The following is a 24,597-nucleotide window of genomic DNA, read 5'->3' as shown; positions in this document are numbered from 1 at the left end:
GCTCGTCGGGCTGCTCGACGAGGAGCGACACGAAGAACTTGCCCGTCTTCGTCATCGACACGGTCGCCGACCGGATCTCGCCGTCGAAGATTCGGTGCTGTGTGAAGCGGATGAACCCGACCTTCGGCAGCCGGACCCGGTCCCCCTCGATGCGGATCGTGCCGTGCTGGTTGTTCGTCGTGTAGGACGCGCGCGCTTTCCGTCTCGACTTGAACACCGGGAAGCCGGCCGTCCCGGCGAAGAACTTCGCGAACGCCGCGTCGAGGTGAAGCTTCGCGTTCGCGAGCGCGAGGCTGTCCGCCTCGGCGAGGAACGGGAACAGGGGCTTGTACGAGGCGGGTGTCGGCAGTTTTCGCTTCGGGCCGGTCCCAGCCTTCGCCTCCTCGCGGATTTTGATGCGGTCCTCGAGCAGCTTGTTGTAGACGAAGCGGGCACAGCCGATCGTCCTGACGAGGAACTCGGCCTGTGCCGCGGTCGGGTGGAGCCGGTATTTGTAGCCCTTCAGCATGTCTCCCCCTCCTCTCGGCCGATGATCGTGATGAACGCCTTCCTCATCCGATACCCGCGACGGGGGAAGGGAAATCTGACGGAATCACGAACTTATGTTCGTCATATCTGTCACAGGGGTGGCCAAGAAGTTTATGTACGGGCGATTCATCTCCCACCTACGCTGGGCTTCGCCCCAGACGCTTAGAGGTGGGAGAATTCTCGCTTAATTATGTTAAAGGAAGTGGTATGATGTATCTCACAATCGGATTATCGCTAGTCGTCTGCTTGATCGCCCTCGTCTTCACGATCATGGTCGGTCTCGGAAAAGACAAATCAGACTATAGCCAAAAGAAAAGCTGGTCGCTGGTGTCTTGGACGTATATCGTCCTATTTCCGGTCTCATTCGTGGCGCTCGGACTGTTATACTATTTCATCGCTCGATGACTCGTTCATCGGGTTTTTTTGTGGTACGTTTTTGCTAATGGAAAAGAGGTGGCCCTTTGAGTCGATTCGAGAAATTATACCCCATATTCATACTTCTATCTGTTGTGACTGGTCTCGCGTTCGGGACGATCGAGACGCTGCGTCGAATCGCGGACGGTGCGATCGTACCGTTACTTATGGCGATGCTGTTCTTTACGTTCATTCAAATCCCGTTCGCCCAAATCCGGCATTCGTTTTCAAACCGCACGTTCACGATCACGAGTCTCGTCCTCAACTTCGTTTGGACGCCCGTTTTCGCGTTTGCACTCGCGAGCGTCTTCTTGTCCGACCACCCGGCGCTTTGGATCGGATTCATCATGCTCATGGTCACGCCATGCACCGATTGGTATATCGTCTTCACCGGTCTCGCGAAAGGCGACGTCGTCGCTTCGCTCAGCATCTTGCCACTCAACCTTGTACTTCAACTCGCGCTGTTACCGGTCTATCTTTATGTTTTGACAGGGACGTCGAGCGTGATCTCAGTTTCGGTGTTCCTACATAGTCTAGCCGTTTTAGCGATCCCGCTCGGCTCAGCGATTGGACTGAGGTACTTTCTCGCCAAGTCGAACCAGTTGCAGCGGCTCGAGAGCGTCAGCTTATGGCCGATCATCTTGTTAAGTCTAGCCGTCATGTCGATCTTTGCCTCACAAGGGCGGCTCTTGATCGAGCACGTCTCGATCCTCGGCCTGTTGCTTGTACCGTTGCTGTTATTTTTCATCGTCAATTTTGTCATAAGCCGCCGTGTCGGCAAGAAACTGTTGCGTGAAGACGCGGCTGTGACGAGTCTACAAATGACGACGCTCGCGCGGAATTCACCGATCGCGCTCGCCATCGCGACGACCGCATTCCCGAACGAGCCGCTCATTGCCCTCGTCTTGGTCATCGGGCCGTTAATCGAATTGCCGGTGCTCGTCGCCGCTTCCTTCGTGATCCGGCGACTCAATCGAGACGAACGTCGACTCGGTTAGCGCACGAGCGTCGGTTTGACCGCGAACGAGGCGGCGAGGATGCCGATGACCGGGAAAACGAGCGAATACCAAATGATCGACTCGTAGTTGCCGAACAAGTCGTAGGCGATCCCGAACGGCAACGGTCCGACCGCCGAGCCAAGTACCATGACCGACGTCGCCAGCCCGCTGATGCTACCGAGCGCGGCCCGACCGAAGTAGTACGGCCAAACATAGTTCAAAGCGATGCGCTCAAAGCCGTTGCTGATGCCCCAGATCACCCCGAACAGAATCGCGATTGAGAACGTCGACGTATATTGCAGGATAACCATGAAGATGATCTCGGTCACAAAAATACCGATCAATACATAATTGATTTTCACGACATCGATGAGCCGTCCCGCGATGAACGTCGCCGGGAAACCGAGAACCGCCATCAAGCTCAAGACGAGTGCGGCCGTCGCTGGTGGTAGGCTCTGCTCTTCAAAGATTGAGATCAAGTGGAACGTGATCGCCGTGTTGACGAGCGCCGGGATACCGATGCACGACAAAATCAGCCAAAATGCGCGTGTCTTGAGCGCTTCTTGGAACGTGAAATCGACATCGATATGAACCGGTGTCGTTGTCGATTTGTTGCTCGGATGAGGGTTCGTCCCTCCGTCCGGCAACAGTCCGATGTCTTCTGGGCGGTTGCGGACGAAACGATAAGCGAGCGGTGTGAACAAGACGAGCACGAGCAGTCCCCACACTTGCCACGTCGTTTGCCAACCGATCAAACCGACGAGCCAGACGTTGAGCGGCGGAAAGACGGCGGCACTTAAAAACCCACCGATTGCCATATAGCTGAGCGCCTGGCCACGCTTCGTGATGAACCATTGTGGGACGAGCGTGTTCGGGATGAGCGTCATCGACCCTTGCCCGAACAGGCGGAGCATCCAGATGCCGAAGAAGAGCATCGTCAAGTTCGTGACGTAACTGTTGAACAGACAAGCGACCGCCAGCAATATCGAGGCGATAACCATCATCGCCCGTTGCCCAAAGCGGTCGATCAATCGACCGACGAAAAATAAACAGGCGGCCGAGGCGAGCGTCGCGGCCGAATAAACGCTCGATACTTCAGAGCGCGACCAGCCAAAATCGGTTATGTATTGGTCGATAAAAACTGAGATAAAGTACGTCTGACCGGGACCTGAGAAAAATACACCGAGGCCCGCGATCATGACCATATACCATCCGTAGTAGGATGGTTTTCGAAGACCTTTCATGTTTTCTGCCCCTTTCGTTATGTAAAATAAAGCGTTCAATCCTCATCTTACAAGAATTGAACGTTTTTTTCTGCGTTTTATTTTTTTCTTTCCGCTCGCTTGGCAAACCGGACATTCCTTAACGAACGGAAATCCTTTTATGATGGGAACGGTCCCGACCCCATCGCACTCGGGACAAATGATTTTCACACTCATCTCATCACCTCCTGCTTGGCCTCATCAACACGTTCACATCATTTAATAGCGACGGCAATTCCAATCGGATAATGTACCGCTTCTCGTTTCGGTTCGATCAGCACGCCACGTTGGTAATAAAAATCTGTCGAACTGAATGACGTGAAAAGCGCCTTAAACTCTTGATCGGTAAATTGATGAACGTGGAACGGTTCGTTCGTCGGTTTACCGATGCCTTGACCGAACGGCGTCGACAAGACGAGCATGCCACCCGGCTTTAACAATTCTGAAACGTTCGCCATGAACCCTGCAAAGTCTTCAACGTGTTCGATTGTCTCAAAACTGACGATACAGTCGAACGTGCCGAGTTGATCTGGTAGCGTCCGGTCGAGCACGTCTCCGACGATATACTTCACTTTCGGGTGAAAATAACGACCTTGCGCATATCGAATCGCATCTTCTGAAATATCGAGCGCGACGACCTCAGCGACCGATTTTTTTTGTATCTTTGCAATCAATTGACTACCAAACCCGCTCCCGCTCGCAAAATCGAGCACACGTCCTTCGAGAAACAACGCGGCGAACTGATAGCGGGCGATATGTTCGAGCAACATGCCGTTCATCGGGTTCATTTGATCTGGGATGACCCGTTCTCCCGTATAATCTAATGTCATAAGCTCCTCCTTTTTTTTACACAGCAAAAGCGCCACGAAAGTTTCGTGGCGCTGTCTGTTAACGAACGATGATCACAGGTGACAACGATCGTTTAGCAAGCTTGTGGCTGACACTGCCCAATACGAACTCTTGGAACGTATTGAGACCGCGCGAGCCGACGACCACGAATTCAAACGGTTCATGGTTGGCGTAGTTGACGAGTTCAACGTCAGGTTCGCCGCGGAGTTCGATATACTCGTACGAAACGCCCGCTTCGGTGATCGCATCGAAAAACACTTGAAGACGTTGTTTCCGTCTCACTTCAAGATCGATTTTACCCGTCGATTGAAGGGCGCTTTCTTTTGATTCTTTCGGTGAAACGACATGGACGACATCGATTGAAGATGATGTCACTTTGGCGAGTTCGACCGCTTTTTGGGTGGCACGCATCGAATGGTCTGAACCATCAATCGCTAGAAAGATTTTACTCATTGTAAGTTCCCCCTTTTAGTGGCCGACGTTCGCATCTTGTTGACGAAGATGGAGCGCCAGCGTGTTCAACAGCTTCTCTGAATCTTTGTTCAAGTTTAACAGTTCTGGTTCGATTCCGACCGTCCGATATTTGAAGACGACTTTATCGATGGCCCCGATGGCCGAATCGTCCCAAAGATGGGTGTTGGCGAAGTCGATACTGACTTGTTTCACATCTGCTTCGACATCCTCTTCGACATCGAACTGGTTGACAAAGTCAGACGTAGACGCGAAGAATAATTGTCCGTTCACTTCATAGTGAGCACGGTGTCCGTCTTGGTGGCGCTTCAGCTCGACACGCGAAATTTTCGCAGCGAAGATGACGGCGGCCGTCACGATTCCGACAATGACACCGATCGACAAGTCGTGCGTGAGCACGGTCGCGAGTACCGTCGTGACCATGACGAGCGAATCGGTCTTTTGACCTGTCTTGAGCGTTTTGAGTGAGCCCCAGTCGAACGTCGCATAGGCGACGAAGAACATGACACCGACGAGCGCCCCGACTGGAATCAGCATTAAAATGTTACTCATCGTCATGATCATGATGAGGAGCGCAAGTCCTGCCGAGAACGTCGACAAGCGACCCCGTGCTCCAGACGAGACGTTGATGACCGATTGTCCGATCATCGCACATCCTGGCATCGCACCGAAGAAACCAGCGATGATGTTGGCGATCCCTTGACCTTTTGATTCACGGTTCTTATTCGAATCTGTACCCGTCATGTCATCGACGATTTGAGCCGTCAATAGCGACTCAATCAAACCGACAAAGGCGAGCGAGAACGAATAAGGCAAGATGATCATAAGTGTCTCGAGTGTGAGCGGGAGGTCCGGCAAGAGGAACATCGGCAGCGTTGCCGTGATCGTCCCCATATCTCCAATCGTTTTCGTCTCAAGTCCCATAAAGAACACGAGCAACGTCATCGCCACGATGGCGACAAGCGGCGCCGGGATTGCTGACGTGATGCGCGGAAACAGAAGGATGATCGCAAGCGATGCTGCAACGATAGCCCACATGATCCACGTCTCGCCTCCAAATTGCGGAAGCTGGGCTTGGAAAATCAAAATGGCAAGGGCGTTAACGAAGCCGACCATAACCGCACGCGGGATGAACTTCATTAAACGAGCTATACCAAGAAAACCAAGCACGATCTGGATAATACCAGCTAGTATCCCTGCAGCGAGCAAGTACTGAAGTCCATAATCTTTTACGAGATCGACGACAAGGAGTACCATCGCGCCCGTCGCGGCCGAAATCATCGCGGGGCGTCCTCCTGTAATCGAAATGACCATCGCGATGATAAAGGACGCATATAGTCCTACCATCGGATTTAATCCAGCGATCAGTGAGAAGGCGATTGCCTCCGGAATGAGTGCAAGGGCCACGACGATCCCTGCCATTACTTCGACTCGAACGTTTCCGAGCCATTCTTGTTTTACCGTATTCAATTTTTCCAAATGAACACACCTCTCTATAAAAATTTTTAAATTGATTTCTGACTCTCACAGAAATCAACTTAATTAAATTATAGAAGCCGTATTCACAGTTCGTTCATAACTTCACAACAACTCAGATATTACCCGAGAATGAGCACGATGGCAACCGATGAGCCTCAACTTTTTCCGAGCTATCTGCGAGCGGATTCGTTCATTTTTATAAGGATATAACGACACACCTCGTTCTCTCTCTTCACGTCCCCTCGCTGCTCCGACTTCGTATCCCCCTTTACACCAGCCATGTAATCGCTTACCTCACCTACCCTAATTTTCACCATAGTCGATCTGATTTCGCCGCCGATTTATTTTTCAGACAACAAAAAAGAGAGAAAAGATTTTTAAAATCTTTTCTCTCGAGTGTTTAGTTATTTTCTTTAAAGCGAAGCAAGTCCGAATAGATGATCTTATCGTTCATCTCAAGTACTTTGTTCGCCTCGTCTTCAAGTGGCGTACATACTTTCGCGTCATCGACGACTTCTCCTGTCTCGGCGTCATAACACGTTGACTGGGTGAACAAATAGTCGCTTGTCACGATCGTACCGTCACGGAAGATGGCGCGATCGTTGCGTTCTGGCGCGAACAAGTCGTTACCGAATCCGATTTGATCAGACGTATCGAACCCGAGCAAGTGTTGAATCGTCGGGTTCAAGTCGACGTGGCTCCCAATCGTCTCATGGACTTCACCTTGACCTTGACCAGGCAAATGAATCGCGAGCGGGACAGACTGGAGTTTTGCCACGTCATATGGCGTCAACTCATCTTTTCCGAGCAAGTCGGCCATGGCAGCGTTATGGTTCGTCGAGATGCCGTTATGGTCACCGTAAACGACGAAGATCGTATCGTCCCATGTCCCGTTCTTTTTCAACTCATCAATGAACAAACCGAGGGCGTAGTCTTGATACGCGAGCGCTTGCGGGAAGTTATTGAGCGTCGTCGAGTTCGTCTCGAATTTCGGGACGAGTTCATGGTCCGCACTCGGCATCGTGAACGGGAAATGGTTCGTCAGCGTGATGAACTTCGCGAAGTAAGGTTCCGGCAGTTCTTCAAGCATCGGTACCGACTGTAAGAAGAACTCATCGTCGAGGAGACCCCATTCCGTCATGTTGGCCGGGTCGCCTAAATCGTAGCTCTTCTCATCAAAGAACTCATCGACTCCGATGTTTTGATACATCTGGTCACGGTTCCAGAACGATTTGTTGTTGGCGTGGAACACCGCCGAATAGTAGTTGTCTTCTTTGATGACACCAGGAAGCGCATCATATTCGTTGTCGGCGTTCGTGAAGTAGACGCCGCCACGCGACAATCCGTACAGCGAGTTGTCGAGCGCGAACTCAGAGTCCGACGTCTTCCCTTGACCGGTCGTATGGTAATAGTTCGGCCAGAAGTGAGACTCGTCGATCAACTTGTTCAAGTTCGGCGTGATGTACTCGCCGTTCGAAGCTTTCATATTGTGCGTAAAGCTCTGTGTCGATTCGAGCGAGATGGCGATGACGTTCTTGCCTTTATACTTCCCGAACATGTCCGGGTCCGGCGCCGCATAGTTCTGACGCGTGTAGTTCTCGACTTCATCGAGCTCAGAACCGTCCGCGAGCGCTTTTTGCGCCGATGTCTTCGTTTGAAGCATCGCGTCATAGACGTGGAAGTTGAACGTGCCTAAGTTTTTAACAAGCAGTTCACGGTCGAACGAACGCGTCAACAGTTCTGGGCGCTCCGTCTCTGCGAGGACAAGGTTAAAGCCGAACACGGCGGCAGCCGCACCGAACGTGAGCAACACGCGGCGTTGTGACGCTTTGCCTGTCTCTTTTATTTTCCAGAGCAAGAACGGAAGCACGACGAGATCTCCTAACAGAAGCAAGTCTTTCCATTCAAGCAACGACAGGAATGACGATGATAACGTCTCTAGGTTCGACGATTGGAACAATAACGGCACAGTCAAGAAGTCAGTGAACTCACGGTAGTAGGTTGTATCCGCAAACAAGATGAGCGAGGATACCGTGTAAAGACCGTATAGCGCCCACTTCCGTTTATTGCCTCCGAAGAAGAAACTAAAGGCAAACAAGAACAACGTGAAACTTAACGGGTTGATGAACAGAATGAACGCTTGGACCGCGTTCTCAGGTGGCATGTTAAAGAAGAACTGATACGCAATCAGTGACTTCGTCCATAACAGGATCGTAAATATCCAAAACAGGCGATGCGTCCGGAACGAGTCGCTTGCCGCGTGACGGAACCGCTCTAATTTCCCGTTCGATTGATTCGTGTGATTCATTCAAACACTCCTTAGGTCATTTTCATATGGTAAGTTAGTGCGTCGACTAACAAACGTACAGACGTATAAAGAGTATTTTAACGTTCTTTTGAACTTAATTCAACTTTTTGACGTTTACAATGCTACATAAACTTAACAATTTCATTGCAATCTTCATCTAAAAAAGGCTATCGAGTGAACTCGATAGCCTTTGAAACACGATTCATTTAGCCGATGATGTCCATCCAGATCTTGACCGTACTCGCTAAAATGAGCAACGCCAAAATCATCTGGAGCGACTTCGTCTTCATGTTTTTCCCGATGTTCGCCCCGATCGGTGCCGCAATCAAACTCGCGATAATCATGACGAAAGCCGGTTCCCAAACGATTTGGTCGGTGATGATCTTACCGGCTGTCGACCCGATCGATGAGATGAACGTGATCGCAAGCGAACTCGCGATCGCCATCTTCGTCGGGATACGGAGCACGACGAGCATGATTGGCATCAAGATGAACGCTCCGGCCGCCCCGACGATCCCGGCTGCGATCCCGACGATAAACGCCGAACTGGCCGCAATCAGTTTATTGAACGTGACTTGGTCGAGCGGCAAATCTTCGACGTTCGCTTTCGGCAAGAACATCATGATCGTCGCAATCGTCGCGAGGACCGCATAGACGACGTTGATCAAGTTCTCCGACAACAGCGTCGAGCCGTAGCCCCCGATGAAACTTCCGATCAAGACGGCGACACCCATATACAGGATGAGTTGTTTATTCAAATAGCCGCCTTTACGATATGCGTAAATCCCACCGATCGTCGCGAAGAACACTTGAATCGCGCTGATCCCAGATACTTCGTGCGCGCTGAACGCCGCGAAGCCAAGAAGCGGCGGAATGTACAACAACATCGGATATTTGATGATTGACCCGCCGATCCCGACCATCCCTGAGATGAATGATCCGATAAAGCCAATCAAAAAGATTGTGATGATAAACTCTAACTCCATACTAGCTCCTCCAGTTTCCTACCCTATTAGATAAGTAAGTTTTATCTCTGTTCCCAAGCGATCATACCACCTGAGACGTCATAAATTTCCGTATAACCTCGATCCTGCAACAACTCGGCCGCCTGGGCGCTTCGATTGCCACTGCGGCAAATGATATAGATCGGTTCATCTTTCGCATAAGGTAATTCGGTTTCATTTAATGAAGAAAGTGGTGCGTTCACCGCTCCTTCGATATGCCCCCCCTCGTATTCATCTAGTTCACGGACGTCCAACAAGGTTATTTCTTCGTTTTCCAATCTGTTTTGTAGTGTTTCGACGTCGATTTGGGTGATTCTATCCTCTTTCGAAGTGAAAACCACGATTCCGACAGTCACAATCACTAAAACCGATAAGATGATCGTTAATTTACGCAATTTTTGACCTCCAATTCTTTTCCTTGCATTGAGTATACCTTAGGGGGTATATTAAAAACAACGAAAGTTACTCACTTTAAACATAACTTGATTAGAAAAGGGGATTAATACCACATGAAGACGATTACGACGACTGAATTAGAAACATTGCTAAGCACGGATGAAACGCTCAACTTGATCGACGTACGTGAAACGGACGAATTTGCAGGCGGACATATCAAACAAGCGAAAAACGTACCGTTGTCTGAGTTCAGTGCGAAAGTCGATGAGCTCGACCGCACGAAACCGATTCATGTCATCTGTGCGGCAGGCGGACGCAGCATGAACGCGTCAGCTTACCTCGACTCACTCGGCTTTGACGTCATCAACGTCGACGGCGGCATGATGAGCTGGACAGGCGAAACGGTTTAATCACTTCTTAATATAAAGCAGCACAACAACTAACGTTTACAGTCAACTATTCTAGGGGGTATATCATATGTTATTACGTTATTTCTATGATCAAAAATTAGCACAGGCATCTTACATGGTCGGTTGCCAAATGACCGGCGAAGCGGTCGTCATCGACCCGGCTCGCAACATCACACCGTACTTGCAAGAAGCTGAAAAAGAAGGCATGACGATCGTCGCGACGGCTGAGACACACATCCACGCCGACTTCGTCTCAGGTTCGCTCGAACTTGCGAAACGCACTGGCTCGACAGCCTACTTGTCAGATGAAGGTGACGCGTCATGGAAATATGCGTTCGCGAAAGACATCGACTCGAAACTCGTCAAAGACGGCGACACGTTCAAAGTCGGTAACGTCACGCTCGAAGTCATGCACACACCAGGCCACACACCGGAACACATCTCGTTCTTGCTCTATGACCGCAACCAAACGCAACCGATGGGTATTTTCACAGGCGACTTCGTCTTCGTCGGCGATATCGGACGCCCTGACCTGCTCGAAGAAGCGGCCGGCGTGAAAGGAACGACGGCCATCGGTGCCGAGCAAATGTTCCACTCGCTTAACAAGTTCAAGGCTCTCCCTGACTTCGTTCAAGTCTGGCCTGGTCACGGTGCCGGCAGCGCTTGCGGGAAAGCGCTCGGCGCGATCCCAACGTCAACGGTCGGTTATGAGAAAGCGACGAACTGGGCGCTCCAAATGACGGACAAAGACGCATTCATCAAAGAGTTGACGACGGACCAACCAGAACCGCCGAACTACTTCGCGATGATGAAAAAAGTGAACAAAGAAGGCATCCAAGTGACGAACGAGATCGCTCGTCCAGAAGTCGTCGGCACGGACCGTCTCGACACACTCGTCGAAGCGACGCAAGTCGTCGACACACGTAGAGGCGAAGACTTCGCGCAAGGTCACGTCCCTGGGACGATCAACATCCCTTACAACACGAAATTCGTCTCATGGGCCGGCTGGCTCGTTAACTTCGACAAAGACATCACGCTCATCGCGAGCGCGGAAGACGTCGAAGAAGTGCAGACAGACCTTCAATCGATCGGTCTTGACCGTCTCCGCTTCATCGTCCCTGTCGAAGAGCTCGGTCAAGAACTATTGACAGAAACGTACACGGACGTGACGGCTGAACAAGCGATCGAATCAGCTGAGAAGAACGACGTGTTCGTCCTTGACGTCCGCAACGCGACAGAATGGAACGCGAGTCACTATGAGAAAGCAGAGCGCATCTTGCTCGGTAAACTCATGCGTGACCACGACGGTCTACCGACAGACAAGACGATCGCCGTCCACTGTGCGTCAGGCGTCCGTTCACGTATGGCCGCGAGCGTCCTTCAATCGCTCGGCTACAAGGATATTCAAAACATCCTCGGTGGCTATGCTGCGATGAAGACCGTCCTCAACGCAGAACAAATCGGCTAATGCTATACTAAAAACAAAGAAAGCGCCCACTCGTTTGGGCGCTTTTTCTCTAGGAGGGATATCGTGATTGCAATCGGTCCACTGAACGTCCGACTCGACCTTCTCGTCTTCATGGTCAGTCTGCTCGGTCTCTACATCGGCTTCAAAAAAATCGGGTTAACGGAAAAAGACCGCGACGCCGTCCTCGGGACGTGGTTCGCCGGGTTTCTCGCCTGGAAACTGAGCGCCATCATCATCGGCCTCGCCTCGACCGGTAGTTTGGCGCTATCGCTGTACGCGACGGGCGGTATCTGGTCGATCCTGATCGCCACTGCAACAATCGGATTTTTCGTCTTCCGGCTTGCTCCCGGGCTTCGGGGCTATTGGCTATTTTCAGCCCTACTTTTATGGTTCGGTGTGACGATCGTCGTGCCGAAGTACGGAACGCTCCCGTTTATCGCGACCGCTCAACCGCTCCATCTGTACACTGCCCTGCTCATCGCAGGCTTAATCGTTGTGACGTGGCGCTGGATGCGCTCGCCATCGGTCGGTGCCTTGCTATGGACGACGGTCGGTGCGTTTGCTATCTGGCTCGTGAGCACGTATGCGACGACAACGGTGAATCTACTGTGGCTCATCCCGTTCGCAGCTTTAGTCGGACTCGCCGGGTACGTCGCCAAACCGTCACGCCGCATCGTCCAATCAGGTCTCGGTGTCCTCGTCACGCTCGCGATCATCAACGCGAGCTTACCGGACGAGACACCAACGCTCGTTGCCGACTCGTCTCAAGCGGCCGGACTGAACATCGGTCAAGTTCCGCCTAATTTTGAATTGAAACGAACGGACGGGACGACGCTTAACTTAGAAGACTTACGCGGAGAGCGTGTCGTCGTCAACTTTTGGGCGTCTTGGTGTCCGCCGTGCCGGGCCGAGATGCCAGACATGGCCAAGTTTGCCCGCGAGCAAGATGATGTGACGATCGTTGCCGTCAACACGACGACGAGTGAACGTGACGTCGACGAGGCGCGGTCGTTCGTCGCGCCTTATGAAGACGCGTTCCAAGTCGTCTACGATGAGGACGGTGCCGTCGGGAACGCCTACCGGATCCAAGCGATGCCGACGACGTATGTGCTCGATGAAAATGGTGTCATCGTCGCCAAACAGTTCGGTGCGATCGATAAAGCGTGGCTCGATACCAAAACCAACTAAAAACCGCCAGTTGAACTGAACCAAAAAAGTTGGACATGAAAATCCAACTTTTAATGGGGTAGTTCAAGCCGGCGGTTTTTTCATTGCTTCAAATAGCCTTGCGTCTTCAAGAAGTCTTTCACATCGAGCCGGGTCGGCTTCGACAACATCCTTCCCATCTGGCCCGTCCATGTATCGCTGCGTTGGTTCGATCCACGTGCCGCATAGTAGTCGTGAATCGTCTGGTCGTAAGCTGTGAGCTCTTGCTTCAGTTGAATCGGATCAGCGTCGTACGTGTTCTCATGATAGATATGCTCGAGCGGAAGCCGCGGTTTTTGATCCTCGACGTGCGCCGGGACACCGACCGCGAGCCCGAACAGCGGCAACACCCGCTCCGGCAAACCGAGCAACTCTTTGACAGCCGACATATCGTTGCGGATCCCGCCTATGTAACAAATGCCTAACCCCATCGATTCGGCAGCGACGACGGCGTTCTGTGACGCGAGCGTGGCGTCGATGACGGCGACGAGCAGTTTCTCATCGGTCTCGAGCGTCGGATTGACGGCGGCTTCTTGCAGTTGCCCGATCAGTTCGTGCCGGTAAAGGTCAGCACAAAAAACGAAGAAATGACCGTTGTCGACGACGTACTGCTGATTGCCGGCGATCTCGGCGAGGCGTACCTTCTTCTCTGGGTCGGTCACGCCGATAATCGAATACGCCTGGATGAAGCTCGACGTCGAGGCGCGTTGGGCACTCTCGACGATGAGACGGATCTGTTCGTCGGTCAGCGTCTCGTCCGTGAACGAGCGGACGGAGCGGTGGTTCAGTAATGTCTCGATGATTTGATTCATGCAGCTTCCCCCTTTTTTCTTATCTTGGCACAGAGCGAAGGTTTCCGACAATGATAGAGACCTCACTCCACTTTAAAGATGGCCCATGGCAACCACAAGACAGGCTCAGTCCCAACGTCTTCTTGATTACTGTATGTACAATAGCGTTCCGCTTCTTCAAGCGTCGGGATGAAGCCGCGCTCGTTCAACTGAAACGGGAATCGTTCGGCGAAATCTCGCTCTAACCCATTACATAGATAGGAATGAAACGTGCCTTTCTCATACCCGAGCACTTCGTAACCGAGAAATCGTCCGAGCGGCTCATTGCGTTCGTGTCGCAAAATGAAACGTTCAACGCCGTATCGCTCGGGGCTGTCTCCTTCTTCCCCCTCTGCTAAAAAGTCAGAAACATAAGACTCAGGCAGACCGAGCTCAATGATGTCGCGTTCGATGTGAGAGAAGAAACGGTCCCTAAATTTCTTTGCGAGTTCAATCGTCTGAAACGTTTGAGGGTATCCGAGTTCCCCACTCTCCTGATGCAAATCTACCCATTCCATGAGTATGAGGTACTCTTTTTCGGTAAGTTGCAATTGTTCTCGATACGTATCTTTACTATGTTTTGACGTCCCCCAAAGCACATCAAGCGTTGGATGTTGCTCACAAATGCATACACTTGCAGATTGCACCAACTTCGGAATCAGTCGTTCGTCCATATACGCTGCTCGATTTGTTCGTTCGATTAGCAAATACCCAGCACTTCGCACATTCATTTCATCACCCCCACTCCCTAGTATACGCAAAAAAGCAGAGCGGCGTTTTGCCGACTCTGCTTCCTAACGTTTACTCCGTTACTTGACTCAAGAATGGTGTGATATCGACGTTCAATTCTTTCGACAGGCGTTCCCCGAGGTCGCGGTCGGCACGGTAGAAGTTACAGATCAAGAGAAGGACCGTCTTCTCATGACGGACTTCTTTAATGTGGGCGACCAAGTTACGCACGAGACCGTCTTTCTCGTCTTGCGAGTAGCGGCGGTACACCTCGCCCGCTTGCCCGAAGTCGTTCGTCTTCTCGATTTTCTGACGACCCGTTACTCCTGTGATCGGTTGCTCGGTTTCGATATAAGCCGCATCCGGTTTCGGTGTGTCCTCGTAACGGTTCGGCTCGTAGTTGACCGGACTCGTCTGTTGTTTGAACGGCATCGCGCCATCACGCTGGTTGTTCGACACTTGTGCGAACGGGCAGTTGATCGGGAGTTGGAGATAGTTCGCCCCGATGCGGTAACGTTGCGTATCCGAGTATGAGAACAAACGGCCTTGCAGCATCTTGTCTTCCGACGGTTGAATCCCAGGGACGAGCACGCCCGGGTTGAACCCGACCGATTCCGTCTCGGCGAAGAAGTTGTCGACGTTCTTATTGAGCGTCATCGTGCCGACGAGTTGATACGGGATGACGTCTTCGAACCAGTCTTTCGTCGCATCGAGCGGGTCGAAGTCGAAGTTGTCCATATCGGCCGGATCGAGGATTTGGACGTAAAGGTCCCACTCCGGGAAGTCGCCTTCTTCGATCGCGTTGAACAAGTCGCGCGTCGCATGGTTGAAGTCTTCCGCTTGCACTTTCGCTGCTTCGTCCATCGACAAGTTTTTAATGCCTTGCTTCGGAACCCAACGGAGCTTTATGTACACCGTGTTCCCAAATTCGTTTACCCATTTGAACGAATGGACCGATGAACCGCGCATGTGACGGTACGACGCCGGGATGCCTTCATCACTGAACAAGTGCACGAGCATGCTCGTCGATTCCGGTGTGAGCGACATGAAGTCGAAAAAACGGTCCGGGTCTTGAAGGTTCGTCCGTGGGTCCGGTTTGAGCGAGTGGATCACGTCTGGGAACTTGATCGCATCACGGATGAAGAAGACCGGCAAGTTGTTTCCGACGAAGTCATAGTTGCCTTCTTCGGTGTAGAACTTGACTGAGAATCCACGCGGGTCACGAAGCGTCTCCGGTGAACCGAGACCGTGGATGACCGTCGAGAAGCGGGCAAAAATTGGTGTTTCTTGGCCAACTTCTTGCAAGAACTTGGCTTTCGTATATCGTTTCATGCTATTTTTAACTTTGAAGACACCGTGTGCTCCGGCACCACGGGCATGAACGACCCGCTCCGGCACGCGCTCACGGTCAAAGTGGGCGAGTTTCTCAATTAGCTGATAATCTTCGAGAAGCGTTGGGCCGCGGCGGCCGGCTGTGATGGAGTTGGCGTTGTCCCCGATTGGAACGCCTTGGTTAGTAGTTAGATGACGATGTTGATCCATATTGTTGCCTCCTCTTAATAATCATTATTACTAAATTAATAATATTAAAAGATAATAATTATTACAAATAAAACGCTCGAGACGTCTCGAACGTTTTGTAAGCGCTATTATTTTCAGGTGGTTCCATTTTTCTTTTTAATCTGCTCTTTCCGATGGATTTCTGTCACCAATAAGGCAGCGATGATCCCACCGAGCGATCCGGCAATTATATCAACCATCGTGTCATCGTTCCCGTTCCCTTGCATCGTCGTCTGCAACACAATGTCTGACGTGAACTCATACATCTCCCATAACGCCGCGCCCGCCATCGAGAAGACGACGATGTAAACGAAGAGGAAGCGCTTCGGCATCTCGAGCCGTGTGTCTTCATCGAGACGACTAAAGAAGTCAAAACCAAGAAACGCCAAAAATACCCCGCTCAACACGTGCAAAAATGTGTCCCACCATCCGTTGCTGTATAATCCGACGATCGAACCCAAATATTGCGAGGCGAACAGGAAAATAATATAGGCGATTTTCATCTTGGCATCGAACTCGGTTTTAAACGCCTTCTCCAACATGAACGGAATCAGTCCCGAGACGATGCCCGCCCCGGCGACACTCGCGTTAAACCACGCTCCTTGAATGATGGACGTGATGAGAATAATCCCCATGAACAAGACGAATCCGAATTCTAACAGTCGTCCTCGTGTCAGCTTCATGATACGTGCCTTCTTTCCGTAAAATGTCTCTACGGACTTATTCCCATTTCCGTGTCTAATCGAACAACTGTGTACATATTTCCATATGACAAAGACCCCATCGCTTCACGCGATAGGGTCTCGTTTATTTCTGGGCGACGAAGAAAATTCGTTCGGCGTTTTGGCCCGGAGCTTGATCCGAGAAGTCGGCCGTGACCGATTTCACGTGGAAGCCGGCACCGATGAGCCATTGCATATACTGCCCTGGCTCATACGTCCGCTGTTCGTGCGTCTCTTCGACGCGTTCATACGTGCCATCCTCGAGCGCGACGAAAAACGTCAAATCGTGGATGACCGAGAGCGGCTTCTCGCCCGGGTCAGCGAACCAGATGTAAGAACAGTCTTCCCCGTTCGACGCGTACGTCTTCTGGTTGAAGAGCGTCTCCATCTTGTTCGGTGAATGGACGTCAAAGATGAACGTCCCGCCCGGCTTCAGCTGCTCATATACCGCCTCGAACGTGTCGACGACGTCGGCCTCGTCTGCAAGGTAGCAAAGCGAGTCACAAAGGATCGTCACGGCATCGACCGGAGCCGGCAGTTCGAGCTCACGCATGTCTTGTTGCCAGAGCGGTAGCGTGACGCCCGCTTCAAGCGCTTTCTCTTGGGCGACTTCGAGCATTGACTCGGATAAGTCGAGACCGATCGTGTCGTAATGCTCGGCCAGCCGGATCGTCGCTGAGCCCGTCCCGCATCCGACGTCGGCAAGCGATGCACCGTCCGCGACGTGGCGCCGCACGAACGCGACCCAATCCGCGTACGGGGCATCTTTCATCAACTCATCGTATACGTAGGCGAACCCTTCGTACGTCATTAGCCGACTTCCACGTCGACGTGCGGCGCGTCAGCCCATAATTTTTCAAGGTTGTAGTAGTCACGGTCGTCACGGTGGAAGATGTGGACGACGACGTTTTCAAGGTCAGCGAGCACCCAACGTGCCGAGTCCATGCCTTCGAATTTTTTAAGCGGCAAATCGTTCTCGCCCGCCACGTCTTTGATTTCACGTGCGATCGCTTCGACTTGCTTCTCAGAGTTACCGTGGCAGATGACGAAATAATCGGCGATCGGTGAGATACCTTCCATGTCGAGGACGACGATGTCTTCCCCACGTTTATCGTCAACAGCTTTTACAATCAATTCAAGTTCTTCTTTTACAGTCATATAGACCCTCCTAAGGTGTGTTCAAATAATAGTTATATGTCGTAATCGTCTGCGGGAAAATCCGCACCGACTTCTTCAATAAATAGTTAATCGTATGGCGCAGTGTCGCGACGACGGCCGCTTCAAGTGAAACGTCTGCCAAATCGCGCAACACGTCGACACCGGGATACCGACGATTCGGTTCAATCGCATCCGCGACAAATAAAATTTGATCGAGGCGCGACATACCGGGTTCGCCGGTCGTGTGGTTTTTGATGGCCGATATGACTTCAGCGTCGAGGTCGTAGGCACGGTCTAACAAGACCGCTCCGACCGGCGCATGAAGCAGTTCGTCATCAAACTCGAGCAACAACGGGTCGAGATGCTCGTCTAAGACGATTTGACGCATCTCGTCACGGTCATGGTACTTCGCATAATCGTGCAACATTGCCGCGAGCCGGGCCTGGTCTATGTCCTCTCCGTACGTTCGGGCGAGACGTTCTGCCGTCTCGACGACACCGAGCGTATGGATGTACCGTTTCTCAGGCAACGTTCGTTCAATCAATGCCTGTGCCTGTTCATACGTCATACAAATCGTGCTCCTTGATATAAGTTTCGACTTCACATGGGACGAGATACGTGATCGACTTGTTCCGCTTCGCACGTTCCCGAATGTCGGTCGACGAAATCTCAAGCTGCGGCATGTCGATCGTACGGACGTCAGCTCGGCTCGGGATCCGGTAGCGGCTCCCGGGCCGTGCGACCGCACCGAACGTCACGAGCGTAGTCAGCGTCTCATAATCGTGCCACTTCTCGAGCGCATCGAGTGAATCGGCCCCGATCAGGAAGAAGAACGTGTCAGCCGGATACTGCTCCCGCAACCGTTTCATCGTCTCGACCGTGTAGGACGGTTCAGCTCGTTCGAACTCGATCAAGTTGAGCTTGAAATCCGGGTGACCGGAGATGGCCCGTCGCGTCATCTCGATCCGGTCGTCCGCCCGGCTGAACCCGGCCTTATGGGGCGGGATCGCTGCCGGTAAGAACCAGACCTCGTCGAGCTCGAGTTGTTCTCTCGCCTGCTCGGCGATCAACAGATGACCGAGATGCGGCGGGTCGAACGTCCCTCCCATCAGCCCGATGCGACTCATGGAAGCTTGATTTGGCGATTCTCTTTCTCTTTCGCCTGTTTGTACAAGACGATGACTTTTCCAATGACTTGAACGACTTCTGCCTTCGTTCCTTCAGCCAACTCTCCAGCCACGTCTTTCGGCGTGTCGAGACAGTTTTGAAGAACTTGGACTTTTAACAGTTCACGCTTTTCGAGCGCATCGCCGATGTCTTTGCACATCGCTTCACTGACGCCGTTTTTTCCGACTTGGTAGATGGCCGAGAGGTTGTGTGCCTCGGCGCGTAAAAATCGCTTCTGTTTACCTGATAACATTATTTTTATTCCTCCAATAAGCTTTCAATTAACTTCATTCCGACAATTTGATCCGGTTTCACACCTGTCCAGCGTTCGAACGCCAACGCTCCCTGCCCGACGAACATGGCAGTCCCGTTCACGGTTTTACCGCCTCGGATTGTGGCGTCGCTTAAAAACGGTGTGACGAGTGGACGATATATGATATCACAAATGACGGTGTTTTGTCGTAATCCATTTAACGGAAGCGGTGATTGTACCCCATCCATGCCGACCGATGTCGTTTGGATGATGACGTCGTAGCGGGCGACGTCGACATCACCGAGCGGTTGTGACTCGATGCCGAACGTCTTCGCGAGACGCTCGGCCCGGTCGATCGTCCGGTTCGTGACCGTGACGTTTCGGGTCGGCAACGCGCTGATGATCCCGCGGGCCGCTCCACCCGCCCCGATGACGAGCACACGACCAGACCAGTCGGTGTACGGGTCGAGTGCGGTCACAAGACCGACGCCGTCCGTGTTCGCGCCGATCAAACGTCCGTCCCGCTTATAGACGGTGTTGACGGCACCGGCCGACTTGGCTGAGTCCTCCAAGTCGTCTAACAACGGGATGACCGCTTCCTTGTACGGGATCGTGACGTTGAACCCGTCATAGTCCCCGTCCCGCATCGCCTGAAACAACGGGGCGAGCTCGTCCGCTGTGACGTCGAGCGCGTCATACCGCCCGAAAAGCCCAGACGCTCTCAGCCACTGCTCGTGCAGGGAGGGAGAGAGCGAATGAGCGATTGGGTGACCGATGACGGCCAGTCTCATACGAGCGCCTCGCGTAATGTGACGACGACTCCTTTTGGTGCCCAAGCGGCAATCCGTCCACCTTTTCCGTGGATGGCGACCCAACCGAGTCCGCTAAAGACGATATCCGTCTTGACGCCGTCACGGAGACTAAATTCATGACGCACGAGCGGCGGCAACAATTGCAACGTCTTCTCGTTCGGCGGGTTAAGCATTTTGCCGATATGGTTTTCATAAAGCTCATCTGCTTTGTCGAGCTTCGTCCGGTGTGTCTTCAACTCGTTCGACATGTAGACGACGAATGAACGTTTATTGCCTTCCAGGTAATCGAGACGAGCCAGACCACCAAAGAAGAGTGTTTGCTGCGGGTTCAATTGGAACACGTGCGGCTTGATCTCTTTTTTAGGTGTGATCGTCTTCAAATCGCGCGCGTCGACGTAATGCGCCATTTGATGGCGGTTGATGATCCCTGGCGTATCGTACAGGTTCGCATCATCATCGAGCGGGACGTCGATCAAGTCGAGCGTCGTTCCCGGGAAATGACTGACGGTGATGATCGCTTCATCTTCAGCACCGAAGCGCTTGATGATTTGGTTGATGAGTGTCGATTTCCCGACATTCGTACAACCGACGACGTAGACGTCTTTCCCTTTGCGATAGTACTCGATCTTCTCTGCTAGTTCGTCGATGCCGTGACCTTTTTTAGCGCTGATCAAATGGACATCGACCGGCGTCAAACCAAGTTCTTTCGCCTCGGTCTTCATCCAGTTCGCCATCCGGTTCGGGTTGACCGACTTCGGCAGTAGATCGACTTTGTTCCCGACTAACAAGACATCGTTCGATCCGACCGAACGTTGAAGTCCCGGGAGCCAGCTTCCGTTGAAATCAAAAATATCGACGATTTTGATGACGAGCGCTTCTTTGGCGCTGATCCCGTTCAAGATGCGCAAGAAGTCATCGTCCGTCAATTCGACGTCTTGGATCTGGTTGTAATGCTTCAATTTGAAGCAGCGTTGGCAAATGACGATCTCGCGATCAAGTGCCGATTTTGGTGCATAACCGACTGCTGTCGGGTCTTCTGTTTGAATGAGAACGCCGCAACCGGCGCAATAACGTTTCGTTTCTTCCATATTCGTATGTGCTGTCCTTTAAGTTTCCTCTTCTTCATTCTTCGTAGCGCCTCGCCGCTACTCCTGAAGCGTTAATTCCGACGTCTTACGCGCCGTACAAGACAGCCTCCTTCTTCCTATGCGTTCGAGGCCCTTATTTATCTTTTTTATGTGAATCTTCTGAACGTGAGTGCATCGCCTCGCCGATCTTTTCAGCGACGGCCACTTTGGCCCGCTTCGCATCGACTGCGATTTCCTCCACTTTTTTCGTGATCAACACGTACTTCCCGCGACGCTTCATATGCGCGAATACGACTTTCTCCAGCATGCGATTGAACTTCGTGACGAGACCGTCCGTCTTGACGACGGGCTGCACGTGAACGACGTGAATGCCTGCCATATTGGCGCCGAGCACGTCAGTGAAGATTTGATCGCCTAAGAAAATCGCTTCTTTGGTTGAATAGCCGTACTTGGCAAGTGCTTGCTTGAACCCAGACGGCAACGGTTTTTTCGCACGCGCCACATAATGAAGACCGAGCGGTTCCGTAAACGTGCGCACGCGGTTCTCGTTATTATTCGAGACGACGATGACATCGAGTCCATGTGATTTCACTTTCTCGAGCCATAGCAAAAGAAGCTCAGGTGCGTGCGGGACGTCCCAGGCCACGAGTGTATTATCAAGGTCCGTCAAAATGACGCGGACACCACGGTCTTTCAAGTCTTCAAGGTCGATGTCAAATACTGACGCGACGAACTGTTTCGGATAAAGTCGATTAAACACGTTTGTATTCCTCCAATTAGCTAAAGCGATTCAACAGCTTATACAAGTATTGATATCCCTTCTATGTTATACGAAAACCGGCCAAACGACTAGTGTCTCGTTTGACCGGCCAGAAAATTGTTGTCTATTTACTTATCAGTCATCGGTTCGATTGAATCGAACCGATGACTTCACCGAGCCGGACCGGACCAATTTTCGCCGGGTCGATGACGACACGATCTTTCTCAAAACAGAGGATGACGGTCGAGCCGAACGAGAAGTAACCGACCTCGGCCCCTTTATCGACACGTTCGCCGTCATGGGTCCATTCGATTGTATTGACGTTCAAAGCGCCGACCATGATGTGCTCGTAACGTCCGGCCACGCTCTCAAAGCGTGTGACACGGCGATAGTTACGTGACAACGGGCGGACCGTCTCCGTCAAACCGAGTTCATTCACCGGCGCCGAACGGTCGCCGAGCTCGTAATGGCTGAGCACTCGGCCTGCGAGCGGGACATGGACACGGTGGTAGTCACGCGGGCTCAAGTAGAGCACGCAAACCGTCCCGCCGGCATACCGTCTCGCCTCTGACTGTGAACCGAGCATCTCGGCGAGCGTATACGACTGCCCCTTCACTTCAAACCGACTCTCGTCTGTTATGGCGGACACGATCGACAGCTGTCCGTCGCACGGTGATACGACCGTGTCCGTGTTTGCATCGATCGGGCGCGCCCCGTCTTTCAAGTGGCGCGTGAAAAAGGCGTGCAGACTCGGATAGGCGTCGATCGGCTCTGCCGCTTCAGCGATATCGATTTGATACGTTTTCGCGAACGACGGGATGAACGCGCGGCTCGCCTTCGATTCGGCAAACTGACGGAGCCGCTTGGCGATGAACGGTGTCGCATTCAATTCAAACAACGTCTGATACAAGCGGCTTTTGATCACTGTGCGGCCTCCTCGTTTTTAAAGAACGTTTCGTACTGTTGTTCCGAGACGGCCCCTTCGACACGACCCGTTTCTTGACCGTCTTTAAAACGAATCATCGTTGGTGTTCCGTTAATGCCATAAGTCGTCCAGACGTCATGATCGGCCAAGTTGATCGAGACCGCGTCATACTCCTCGATGAGTGGTTCGACATACGGTTTGACTTGATCACAATATTCGCAACCCGTCTGCCAGAAGTAAACGACGACCTCTTCTTCTTCGTCAATTTTCTGTTCGAGCTCGTCCGCTGACACGGCGTTGACGCCGGTCTCTTCATTCGCATTATTCAAGAAGAATAAGAGCGCGATCCCGATCACGATGATGGCACCGATGATGGCGAACGTAATGAAGTTGGCGCGTTTGGCACTGTTTTTCATGGTCGATCCCTCCTAAATGTGTATAAAAAGAACTGACTCGGATATGAGCCAGTTTGGTTGTGGACGTCTTACTTTTCTTGGGCGACGTCGTTGATTCCCATGTCTTGGTTAAGTGTATCCAAGAGCGCGATAAAGATTGTGATGACCACGCCAAAGGCTGTTGCGAGCACCGCATTGAACGTCACGCCATCGACAGCTGAAATGATAAAGACTGCTGTATTCGAAAGCAAGATCGCCCAGAACAATGTGACTAAGTAACGCATCGAAAGTCCCCTCCATCTCACAGATGATTCATAAAATTCCATACGGCAATAGTATATCATTGTTGCCGTACAATATGCGACCTCGATTGTATATTCTTTCCGTCGAAACGTGAAATATGGTACGGTCAGAGAAATAGTACACAATGTAGAAAAGAGGATGACTTATGTCACGTTATTTAATCGCAGTCGATTTAGACGGTACGTTGTTACGAGATGACAAGACGATCAGTGAGCGGAACATCCGCGCTCTTCAAGCGGCTCGTGATGCCGGCCATGAAGTCATGATCGCAACAGGACGGCCCCATCGTCACTCGATCATGTATTATGAACAACTCGGCTTGACGACGCCTTTGATCAACTTCAACGGAGCGCTCGTCCATCACCCGAAAGATATGTCCTACGCGGTCACACACCGTCCGATCCCACTTAAAACAGCACACGACATCATCGAAGAAGTATCGGAGACGAAAGCACACAACATCGTCGTCGAAGTGACCGACCACGTCTATTTCCATAAAGATCCGCAAGAATTTTACGGTCCCTACGCCGAACGGGCACTCAGCGTCACATCTGGTGACTTGCTCAAGCACTTGCAAGACGAGCCGACGTCGCTTTTGATCCACGCGACGAAAGAACACGTCGACAACGTCCGGGCCAGCTTGAACAAAGTGCACGCCGAAGCCGTCTTGAACCGTCAATGGCGCATGCCCGAGCACATGATCGAAGTCATGAGCCAAAATACATCGAAGGCGCTCGGCCTTCGCGAAGTATCGAAGCACTTGAACATTAGCCGTCAGAACATCATCGCTTTCGGCGATGAAGAGAACGACCTCGAGATGCTCGACTACGTCGGCACGGGCGTCGCGATGGGCAACGCCATCAGCCAGCTCAAAGTCGTCGCCAACGAAGTGACCGCTTCGAACATGGATGACGGCATCGCCATCTACCTCGAAGAAAAACTTGGCATCAAGTCATAACAAAAACCCGCTGAAACTGAACTGCTCCCCGTCAAGTAGACAGGGCAAATAATGAAAACCAGCCTAGGCGGCTTGAGACCTGTATTCGACAGGGCTCAAGCCGTTTAGTCGTTTCTGGAAACGATCGTGGTTGTAGAACGATAT

The 24,597-nt window shown here is 52.0% G+C and carries 30 protein-coding genes; 6 read left to right on the top strand and 24 right to left on the bottom strand.

The window, feature by feature from the left end; all coding sequences use genetic code 11:
• Positions 1-508 (bottom strand): RNA-guided endonuclease TnpB family protein (locus tag EVJ32_RS14930; RefSeq protein WP_145983588.1); only part of this gene is annotated, 508 nt, incomplete at its 3' end.
• A 230-nt stretch (positions 509-738) separates the two neighbouring features.
• Here EVJ32_RS14930 and EVJ32_RS14925 point away from each other — a divergent pair.
• Together EVJ32_RS14925 and EVJ32_RS14920 are read left to right on the top strand one after the other, a co-directional pair.
• On the top strand, positions 739-933 hold the full coding sequence (locus EVJ32_RS14925) for a hypothetical protein (protein ID WP_236634115.1): 195 nt from the start codon (positions 739-741) through the stop codon (positions 931-933).
• A gap of 56 nt (positions 934-989) precedes the next feature.
• On the top strand, positions 990-1,940 hold the full coding sequence (locus EVJ32_RS14920; protein ID WP_236639527.1) for an arsenic resistance protein: 951 nt from the start codon (positions 990-992) through the stop codon (positions 1,938-1,940).
• Here the strand turns inward: EVJ32_RS14920 and EVJ32_RS14915 are convergent.
• From EVJ32_RS14915 to EVJ32_RS14885, 7 genes are all read right to left on the bottom strand, one after another.
• Complete coding sequence (locus tag EVJ32_RS14915; protein ID WP_201740697.1) at positions 1,937-3,184, bottom strand: MFS transporter; 1,248 nt, start codon at positions 3,182-3,184, stop codon at positions 1,937-1,939. The genes EVJ32_RS14920 and EVJ32_RS14915 overlap by 4 nt on opposite strands.
• A gap of 233 nt (positions 3,185-3,417) precedes the next feature.
• On the bottom strand, positions 3,418-4,032 hold the full coding sequence (locus EVJ32_RS14910) for a class I SAM-dependent methyltransferase (RefSeq protein ID WP_131443508.1): 615 nt from the start codon (positions 4,030-4,032) through the stop codon (positions 3,418-3,420).
• 58 nt (positions 4,033-4,090) lie between these two features.
• Positions 4,091-4,504: a universal stress protein gene (locus EVJ32_RS14905; protein ID WP_131443509.1), complete on the bottom strand. Its 414-nt coding sequence runs from the start codon at positions 4,502-4,504 to the stop codon at positions 4,091-4,093.
• A gap of 15 nt (positions 4,505-4,519) precedes the next feature.
• Positions 4,520-6,001, bottom strand: a complete 1,482-nt coding sequence (locus EVJ32_RS14900; protein WP_131458984.1) for a SulP family inorganic anion transporter — start codon at positions 5,999-6,001, stop codon at positions 4,520-4,522.
• A 400-nt stretch (positions 6,002-6,401) separates the two neighbouring features.
• Positions 6,402-8,309: an LTA synthase family protein gene (locus EVJ32_RS14895; RefSeq protein ID WP_131458983.1), complete on the bottom strand. Its 1,908-nt coding sequence runs from the start codon at positions 8,307-8,309 to the stop codon at positions 6,402-6,404.
• A gap of 206 nt (positions 8,310-8,515) precedes the next feature.
• On the bottom strand, positions 8,516-9,295 hold the full coding sequence (locus EVJ32_RS14890; protein WP_016508199.1) for a sulfite exporter TauE/SafE family protein: 780 nt from the start codon (positions 9,293-9,295) through the stop codon (positions 8,516-8,518).
• A 41-nt stretch (positions 9,296-9,336) separates the two neighbouring features.
• Positions 9,337-9,708, bottom strand: coding sequence for a rhodanese-like domain-containing protein (locus tag EVJ32_RS14885; protein ID WP_236634116.1), 372 nt, complete (start codon positions 9,706-9,708; stop codon positions 9,337-9,339).
• Positions 9,709-9,822: 114 nt separating this feature from the next.
• On the opposite strand from EVJ32_RS14885, the gene EVJ32_RS14880 reads away from it, so the two are divergent.
• The 3 genes from EVJ32_RS14880 to EVJ32_RS14870 all read left to right on the top strand — a co-directional run bounded on the left by EVJ32_RS14880 (position 9,823) and on the right by EVJ32_RS14870 (position 12,775).
• Positions 9,823-10,119 carry a rhodanese-like domain-containing protein gene (locus tag EVJ32_RS14880; RefSeq protein WP_131458982.1) on the top strand — a complete coding sequence of 99 codons (297 nt, stop codon included), beginning with the start codon at positions 9,823-9,825 and terminating at the stop codon, positions 10,117-10,119.
• A gap of 67 nt (positions 10,120-10,186) precedes the next feature.
• Positions 10,187-11,587 carry an MBL fold metallo-hydrolase gene (locus tag EVJ32_RS14875; protein ID WP_070327806.1) on the top strand — a complete coding sequence of 467 codons (1,401 nt, stop codon included), beginning with the start codon at positions 10,187-10,189 and terminating at the stop codon, positions 11,585-11,587.
• Between the two features lie 63 nt (positions 11,588-11,650).
• The gene (locus EVJ32_RS14870) at positions 11,651-12,775 is read left to right on the top strand and encodes a TlpA family protein disulfide reductase (protein WP_131458981.1); all 1,125 of its coding nucleotides are present in this window, start codon (positions 11,651-11,653) and stop codon (positions 12,773-12,775) included.
• A gap of 80 nt (positions 12,776-12,855) precedes the next feature.
• Here EVJ32_RS14870 and nfsA read toward each other — a convergent pair whose 3' ends face one another.
• The 15 genes from nfsA to EVJ32_RS14795 form a co-directional block, all read right to left on the bottom strand.
• The gene (gene nfsA / locus EVJ32_RS14865) at positions 12,856-13,605 is read right to left on the bottom strand and encodes an oxygen-insensitive NADPH nitroreductase (protein ID WP_131458980.1); all 750 of its coding nucleotides are present in this window, start codon (positions 13,603-13,605) and stop codon (positions 12,856-12,858) included.
• Positions 13,606-13,667: 62 nt separating this feature from the next.
• A complete protein-coding gene (locus tag EVJ32_RS14860) occupies positions 13,668-14,141 on the bottom strand; it encodes a hypothetical protein (protein ID WP_131458979.1) in 474 nt (157 codons plus the stop codon).
• Between the two features lie 283 nt (positions 14,142-14,424).
• On the bottom strand, positions 14,425-15,894 hold the full coding sequence (locus EVJ32_RS14855) for a catalase (RefSeq protein WP_131458978.1): 1,470 nt from the start codon (positions 15,892-15,894) through the stop codon (positions 14,425-14,427).
• A gap of 113 nt (positions 15,895-16,007) precedes the next feature.
• Complete coding sequence (locus tag EVJ32_RS14850) at positions 16,008-16,595, bottom strand: DUF2238 domain-containing protein (protein WP_131458976.1); 588 nt, start codon at positions 16,593-16,595, stop codon at positions 16,008-16,010.
• Between the two features lie 124 nt (positions 16,596-16,719).
• Complete coding sequence (locus EVJ32_RS14845) at positions 16,720-17,445, bottom strand: class I SAM-dependent DNA methyltransferase (protein WP_131458974.1); 726 nt, start codon at positions 17,443-17,445, stop codon at positions 16,720-16,722.
• The gene (rsfS, locus tag EVJ32_RS14840; protein WP_070327814.1) at positions 17,445-17,792 is read right to left on the bottom strand and encodes a ribosome silencing factor; all 348 of its coding nucleotides are present in this window, start codon (positions 17,790-17,792) and stop codon (positions 17,445-17,447) included. Before rsfS ends, EVJ32_RS14845 begins: the two co-directional genes overlap by 1 nt.
• A 10-nt stretch (positions 17,793-17,802) precedes the next feature.
• Positions 17,803-18,360 carry a bis(5'-nucleosyl)-tetraphosphatase (symmetrical) YqeK gene (yqeK, locus tag EVJ32_RS14835; RefSeq protein ID WP_131458972.1) on the bottom strand — a complete coding sequence of 186 codons (558 nt, stop codon included), beginning with the start codon at positions 18,358-18,360 and terminating at the stop codon, positions 17,803-17,805.
• A complete protein-coding gene (locus EVJ32_RS14830) occupies positions 18,350-18,919 on the bottom strand; it encodes a nicotinate-nucleotide adenylyltransferase (protein ID WP_070327816.1) in 570 nt (189 codons plus the stop codon). Before EVJ32_RS14830 ends, yqeK begins: the two co-directional genes overlap by 11 nt.
• Complete coding sequence (gene yhbY / locus EVJ32_RS14825) at positions 18,916-19,212, bottom strand: ribosome assembly RNA-binding protein YhbY (protein ID WP_016508126.1); 297 nt, start codon at positions 19,210-19,212, stop codon at positions 18,916-18,918. The genes EVJ32_RS14830 and yhbY overlap by 4 nt, the downstream gene beginning before the upstream one ends.
• Before the next feature lie 5 nt (positions 19,213-19,217).
• Entirely contained in the window at positions 19,218-20,003 is a 786-nt protein-coding gene (gene aroE / locus EVJ32_RS14820) for a shikimate dehydrogenase (RefSeq protein WP_071399265.1), read from the bottom strand.
• Positions 20,000-21,112, bottom strand: a complete 1,113-nt coding sequence (gene yqeH, locus EVJ32_RS14815) for a ribosome biogenesis GTPase YqeH (protein ID WP_016508207.1) — start codon at positions 21,110-21,112, stop codon at positions 20,000-20,002. The genes aroE and yqeH overlap by 4 nt, the downstream gene beginning before the upstream one ends.
• A gap of 133 nt (positions 21,113-21,245) precedes the next feature.
• Positions 21,246-21,872 carry a YqeG family HAD IIIA-type phosphatase gene (locus EVJ32_RS14810; RefSeq protein WP_070327818.1) on the bottom strand — a complete coding sequence of 209 codons (627 nt, stop codon included), beginning with the start codon at positions 21,870-21,872 and terminating at the stop codon, positions 21,246-21,248.
• 139 nt (positions 21,873-22,011) lie between these two features.
• Positions 22,012-22,797 (bottom strand): phosphatidylserine decarboxylase, encoded by a 786-nt coding sequence (locus EVJ32_RS14805; RefSeq protein ID WP_131458971.1) that lies wholly within the window; start codon positions 22,795-22,797, stop codon positions 22,012-22,014.
• Positions 22,794-23,213: a thioredoxin family protein gene (locus EVJ32_RS14800; protein WP_131458969.1), complete on the bottom strand. Its 420-nt coding sequence runs from the start codon at positions 23,211-23,213 to the stop codon at positions 22,794-22,796. Before EVJ32_RS14800 ends, EVJ32_RS14805 begins: the two co-directional genes overlap by 4 nt.
• A 68-nt stretch (positions 23,214-23,281) precedes the next feature.
• Entirely contained in the window at positions 23,282-23,476 is a 195-nt protein-coding gene (locus EVJ32_RS14795; RefSeq protein ID WP_070327820.1) for a YjzD family protein, read from the bottom strand.
• A gap of 164 nt (positions 23,477-23,640) precedes the next feature.
• Here EVJ32_RS14795 and EVJ32_RS14790 point away from each other — a divergent pair, with 164 nt between their 5' ends.
• Positions 23,641-24,453, top strand: coding sequence for a Cof-type HAD-IIB family hydrolase (locus EVJ32_RS14790; protein WP_131458968.1), 813 nt, complete (start codon positions 23,641-23,643; stop codon positions 24,451-24,453).
• Positions 24,454-24,516: 63 nt separating this feature from the next.
• On the opposite strand, the gene EVJ32_RS16550 is transcribed toward EVJ32_RS14790, so the two are convergent.
• Positions 24,517-24,597 (bottom strand): IS3 family transposase (locus EVJ32_RS16550; RefSeq protein WP_131436690.1); only part of this gene is annotated, 81 nt, incomplete at its 5' end.

It is taken from the genome of Exiguobacterium sp. SH5S4, from assembly GCF_004337045.1.
Taxonomy (GTDB): Bacteria; Bacillota; Bacilli; order Exiguobacteriales; family Exiguobacteriaceae; genus Exiguobacterium; species Exiguobacterium aurantiacum_A.
Note: the sequence above shows the minus strand (reverse complement) of the source record. Positions and strands in the feature narration are given on the sequence as shown.

Bases quoted from the DNA above. Each gene is read 5' to 3' on its own strand.
- EVJ32_RS14925 (WP_236634115.1), top strand. From the start codon at position 739: ATGTATCTCACAATCGGATTATCGCTAGTCGTCTGCTTGATCGCCCTC.
- EVJ32_RS14915 (WP_201740697.1), bottom strand. From the start codon at position 3,184: ATGAAAGGTCTTCGAAAACCATCCTACTACGGATGGTATATGGTCATG.
- EVJ32_RS14910 (WP_131443508.1), bottom strand. From the start codon at position 4,032: ATGACATTAGATTATACGGGAGAACGGGTCATCCCAGATCAAATGAAC.
- EVJ32_RS14905 (WP_131443509.1), bottom strand. From the start codon at position 4,504: ATGAGTAAAATCTTTCTAGCGATTGATGGTTCAGACCATTCGATGCGT.
- EVJ32_RS14895 (WP_131458983.1), bottom strand. From the start codon at position 8,309: ATGAATCACACGAATCAATCGAACGGGAAATTAGAGCGGTTCCGTCAC.
- EVJ32_RS14890 (WP_016508199.1), bottom strand. From the start codon at position 9,295: ATGGAGTTAGAGTTTATCATCACAATCTTTTTGATTGGCTTTATCGGA.
- EVJ32_RS14880 (WP_131458982.1), top strand. From the start codon at position 9,823: ATGAAGACGATTACGACGACTGAATTAGAAACATTGCTAAGCACGGAT.
- EVJ32_RS14875 (WP_070327806.1), top strand. From the start codon at position 10,187: ATGTTATTACGTTATTTCTATGATCAAAAATTAGCACAGGCATCTTAC.
- nfsA (WP_131458980.1), bottom strand. From the start codon at position 13,605: ATGAATCAAATCATCGAGACATTACTGAACCACCGCTCCGTCCGCTCG.
- EVJ32_RS14860 (WP_131458979.1), bottom strand. From the start codon at position 14,141: ATGGAATGGGTAGATTTGCATCAGGAGAGTGGGGAACTCGGATACCCT.
- EVJ32_RS14855 (WP_131458978.1), bottom strand. From the start codon at position 15,894: ATGGATCAACATCGTCATCTAACTACTAACCAAGGCGTTCCAATCGGG.
- EVJ32_RS14850 (WP_131458976.1), bottom strand. From the start codon at position 16,595: ATGAAGCTGACACGAGGACGACTGTTAGAATTCGGATTCGTCTTGTTC.
- EVJ32_RS14845 (WP_131458974.1), bottom strand. From the start codon at position 17,445: ATGACGTACGAAGGGTTCGCCTACGTATACGATGAGTTGATGAAAGAT.
- rsfS (WP_070327814.1), bottom strand. From the start codon at position 17,792: ATGACTGTAAAAGAAGAACTTGAATTGATTGTAAAAGCTGTTGACGAT.
- yqeK (WP_131458972.1), bottom strand. From the start codon at position 18,360: ATGACGTATGAACAGGCACAGGCATTGATTGAACGAACGTTGCCTGAG.
- EVJ32_RS14830 (WP_070327816.1), bottom strand. From the start codon at position 18,919: ATGAGTCGCATCGGGCTGATGGGAGGGACGTTCGACCCGCCGCATCTC.
- yhbY (WP_016508126.1), bottom strand. From the start codon at position 19,212: ATGTTATCAGGTAAACAGAAGCGATTTTTACGCGCCGAGGCACACAAC.
- aroE (WP_071399265.1), bottom strand. From the start codon at position 20,003: ATGAGACTGGCCGTCATCGGTCACCCAATCGCTCATTCGCTCTCTCCC.
- yqeH (WP_016508207.1), bottom strand. From the start codon at position 21,112: ATGGAAGAAACGAAACGTTATTGCGCCGGTTGCGGCGTTCTCATTCAA.
- EVJ32_RS14800 (WP_131458969.1), bottom strand. From the start codon at position 23,213: ATGAAAAACAGTGCCAAACGCGCCAACTTCATTACGTTCGCCATCATC.
- EVJ32_RS14795 (WP_070327820.1), bottom strand. From the start codon at position 23,476: ATGCGTTACTTAGTCACATTGTTCTGGGCGATCTTGCTTTCGAATACA.
- EVJ32_RS14790 (WP_131458968.1), top strand. From the start codon at position 23,641: ATGTCACGTTATTTAATCGCAGTCGATTTAGACGGTACGTTGTTACGA.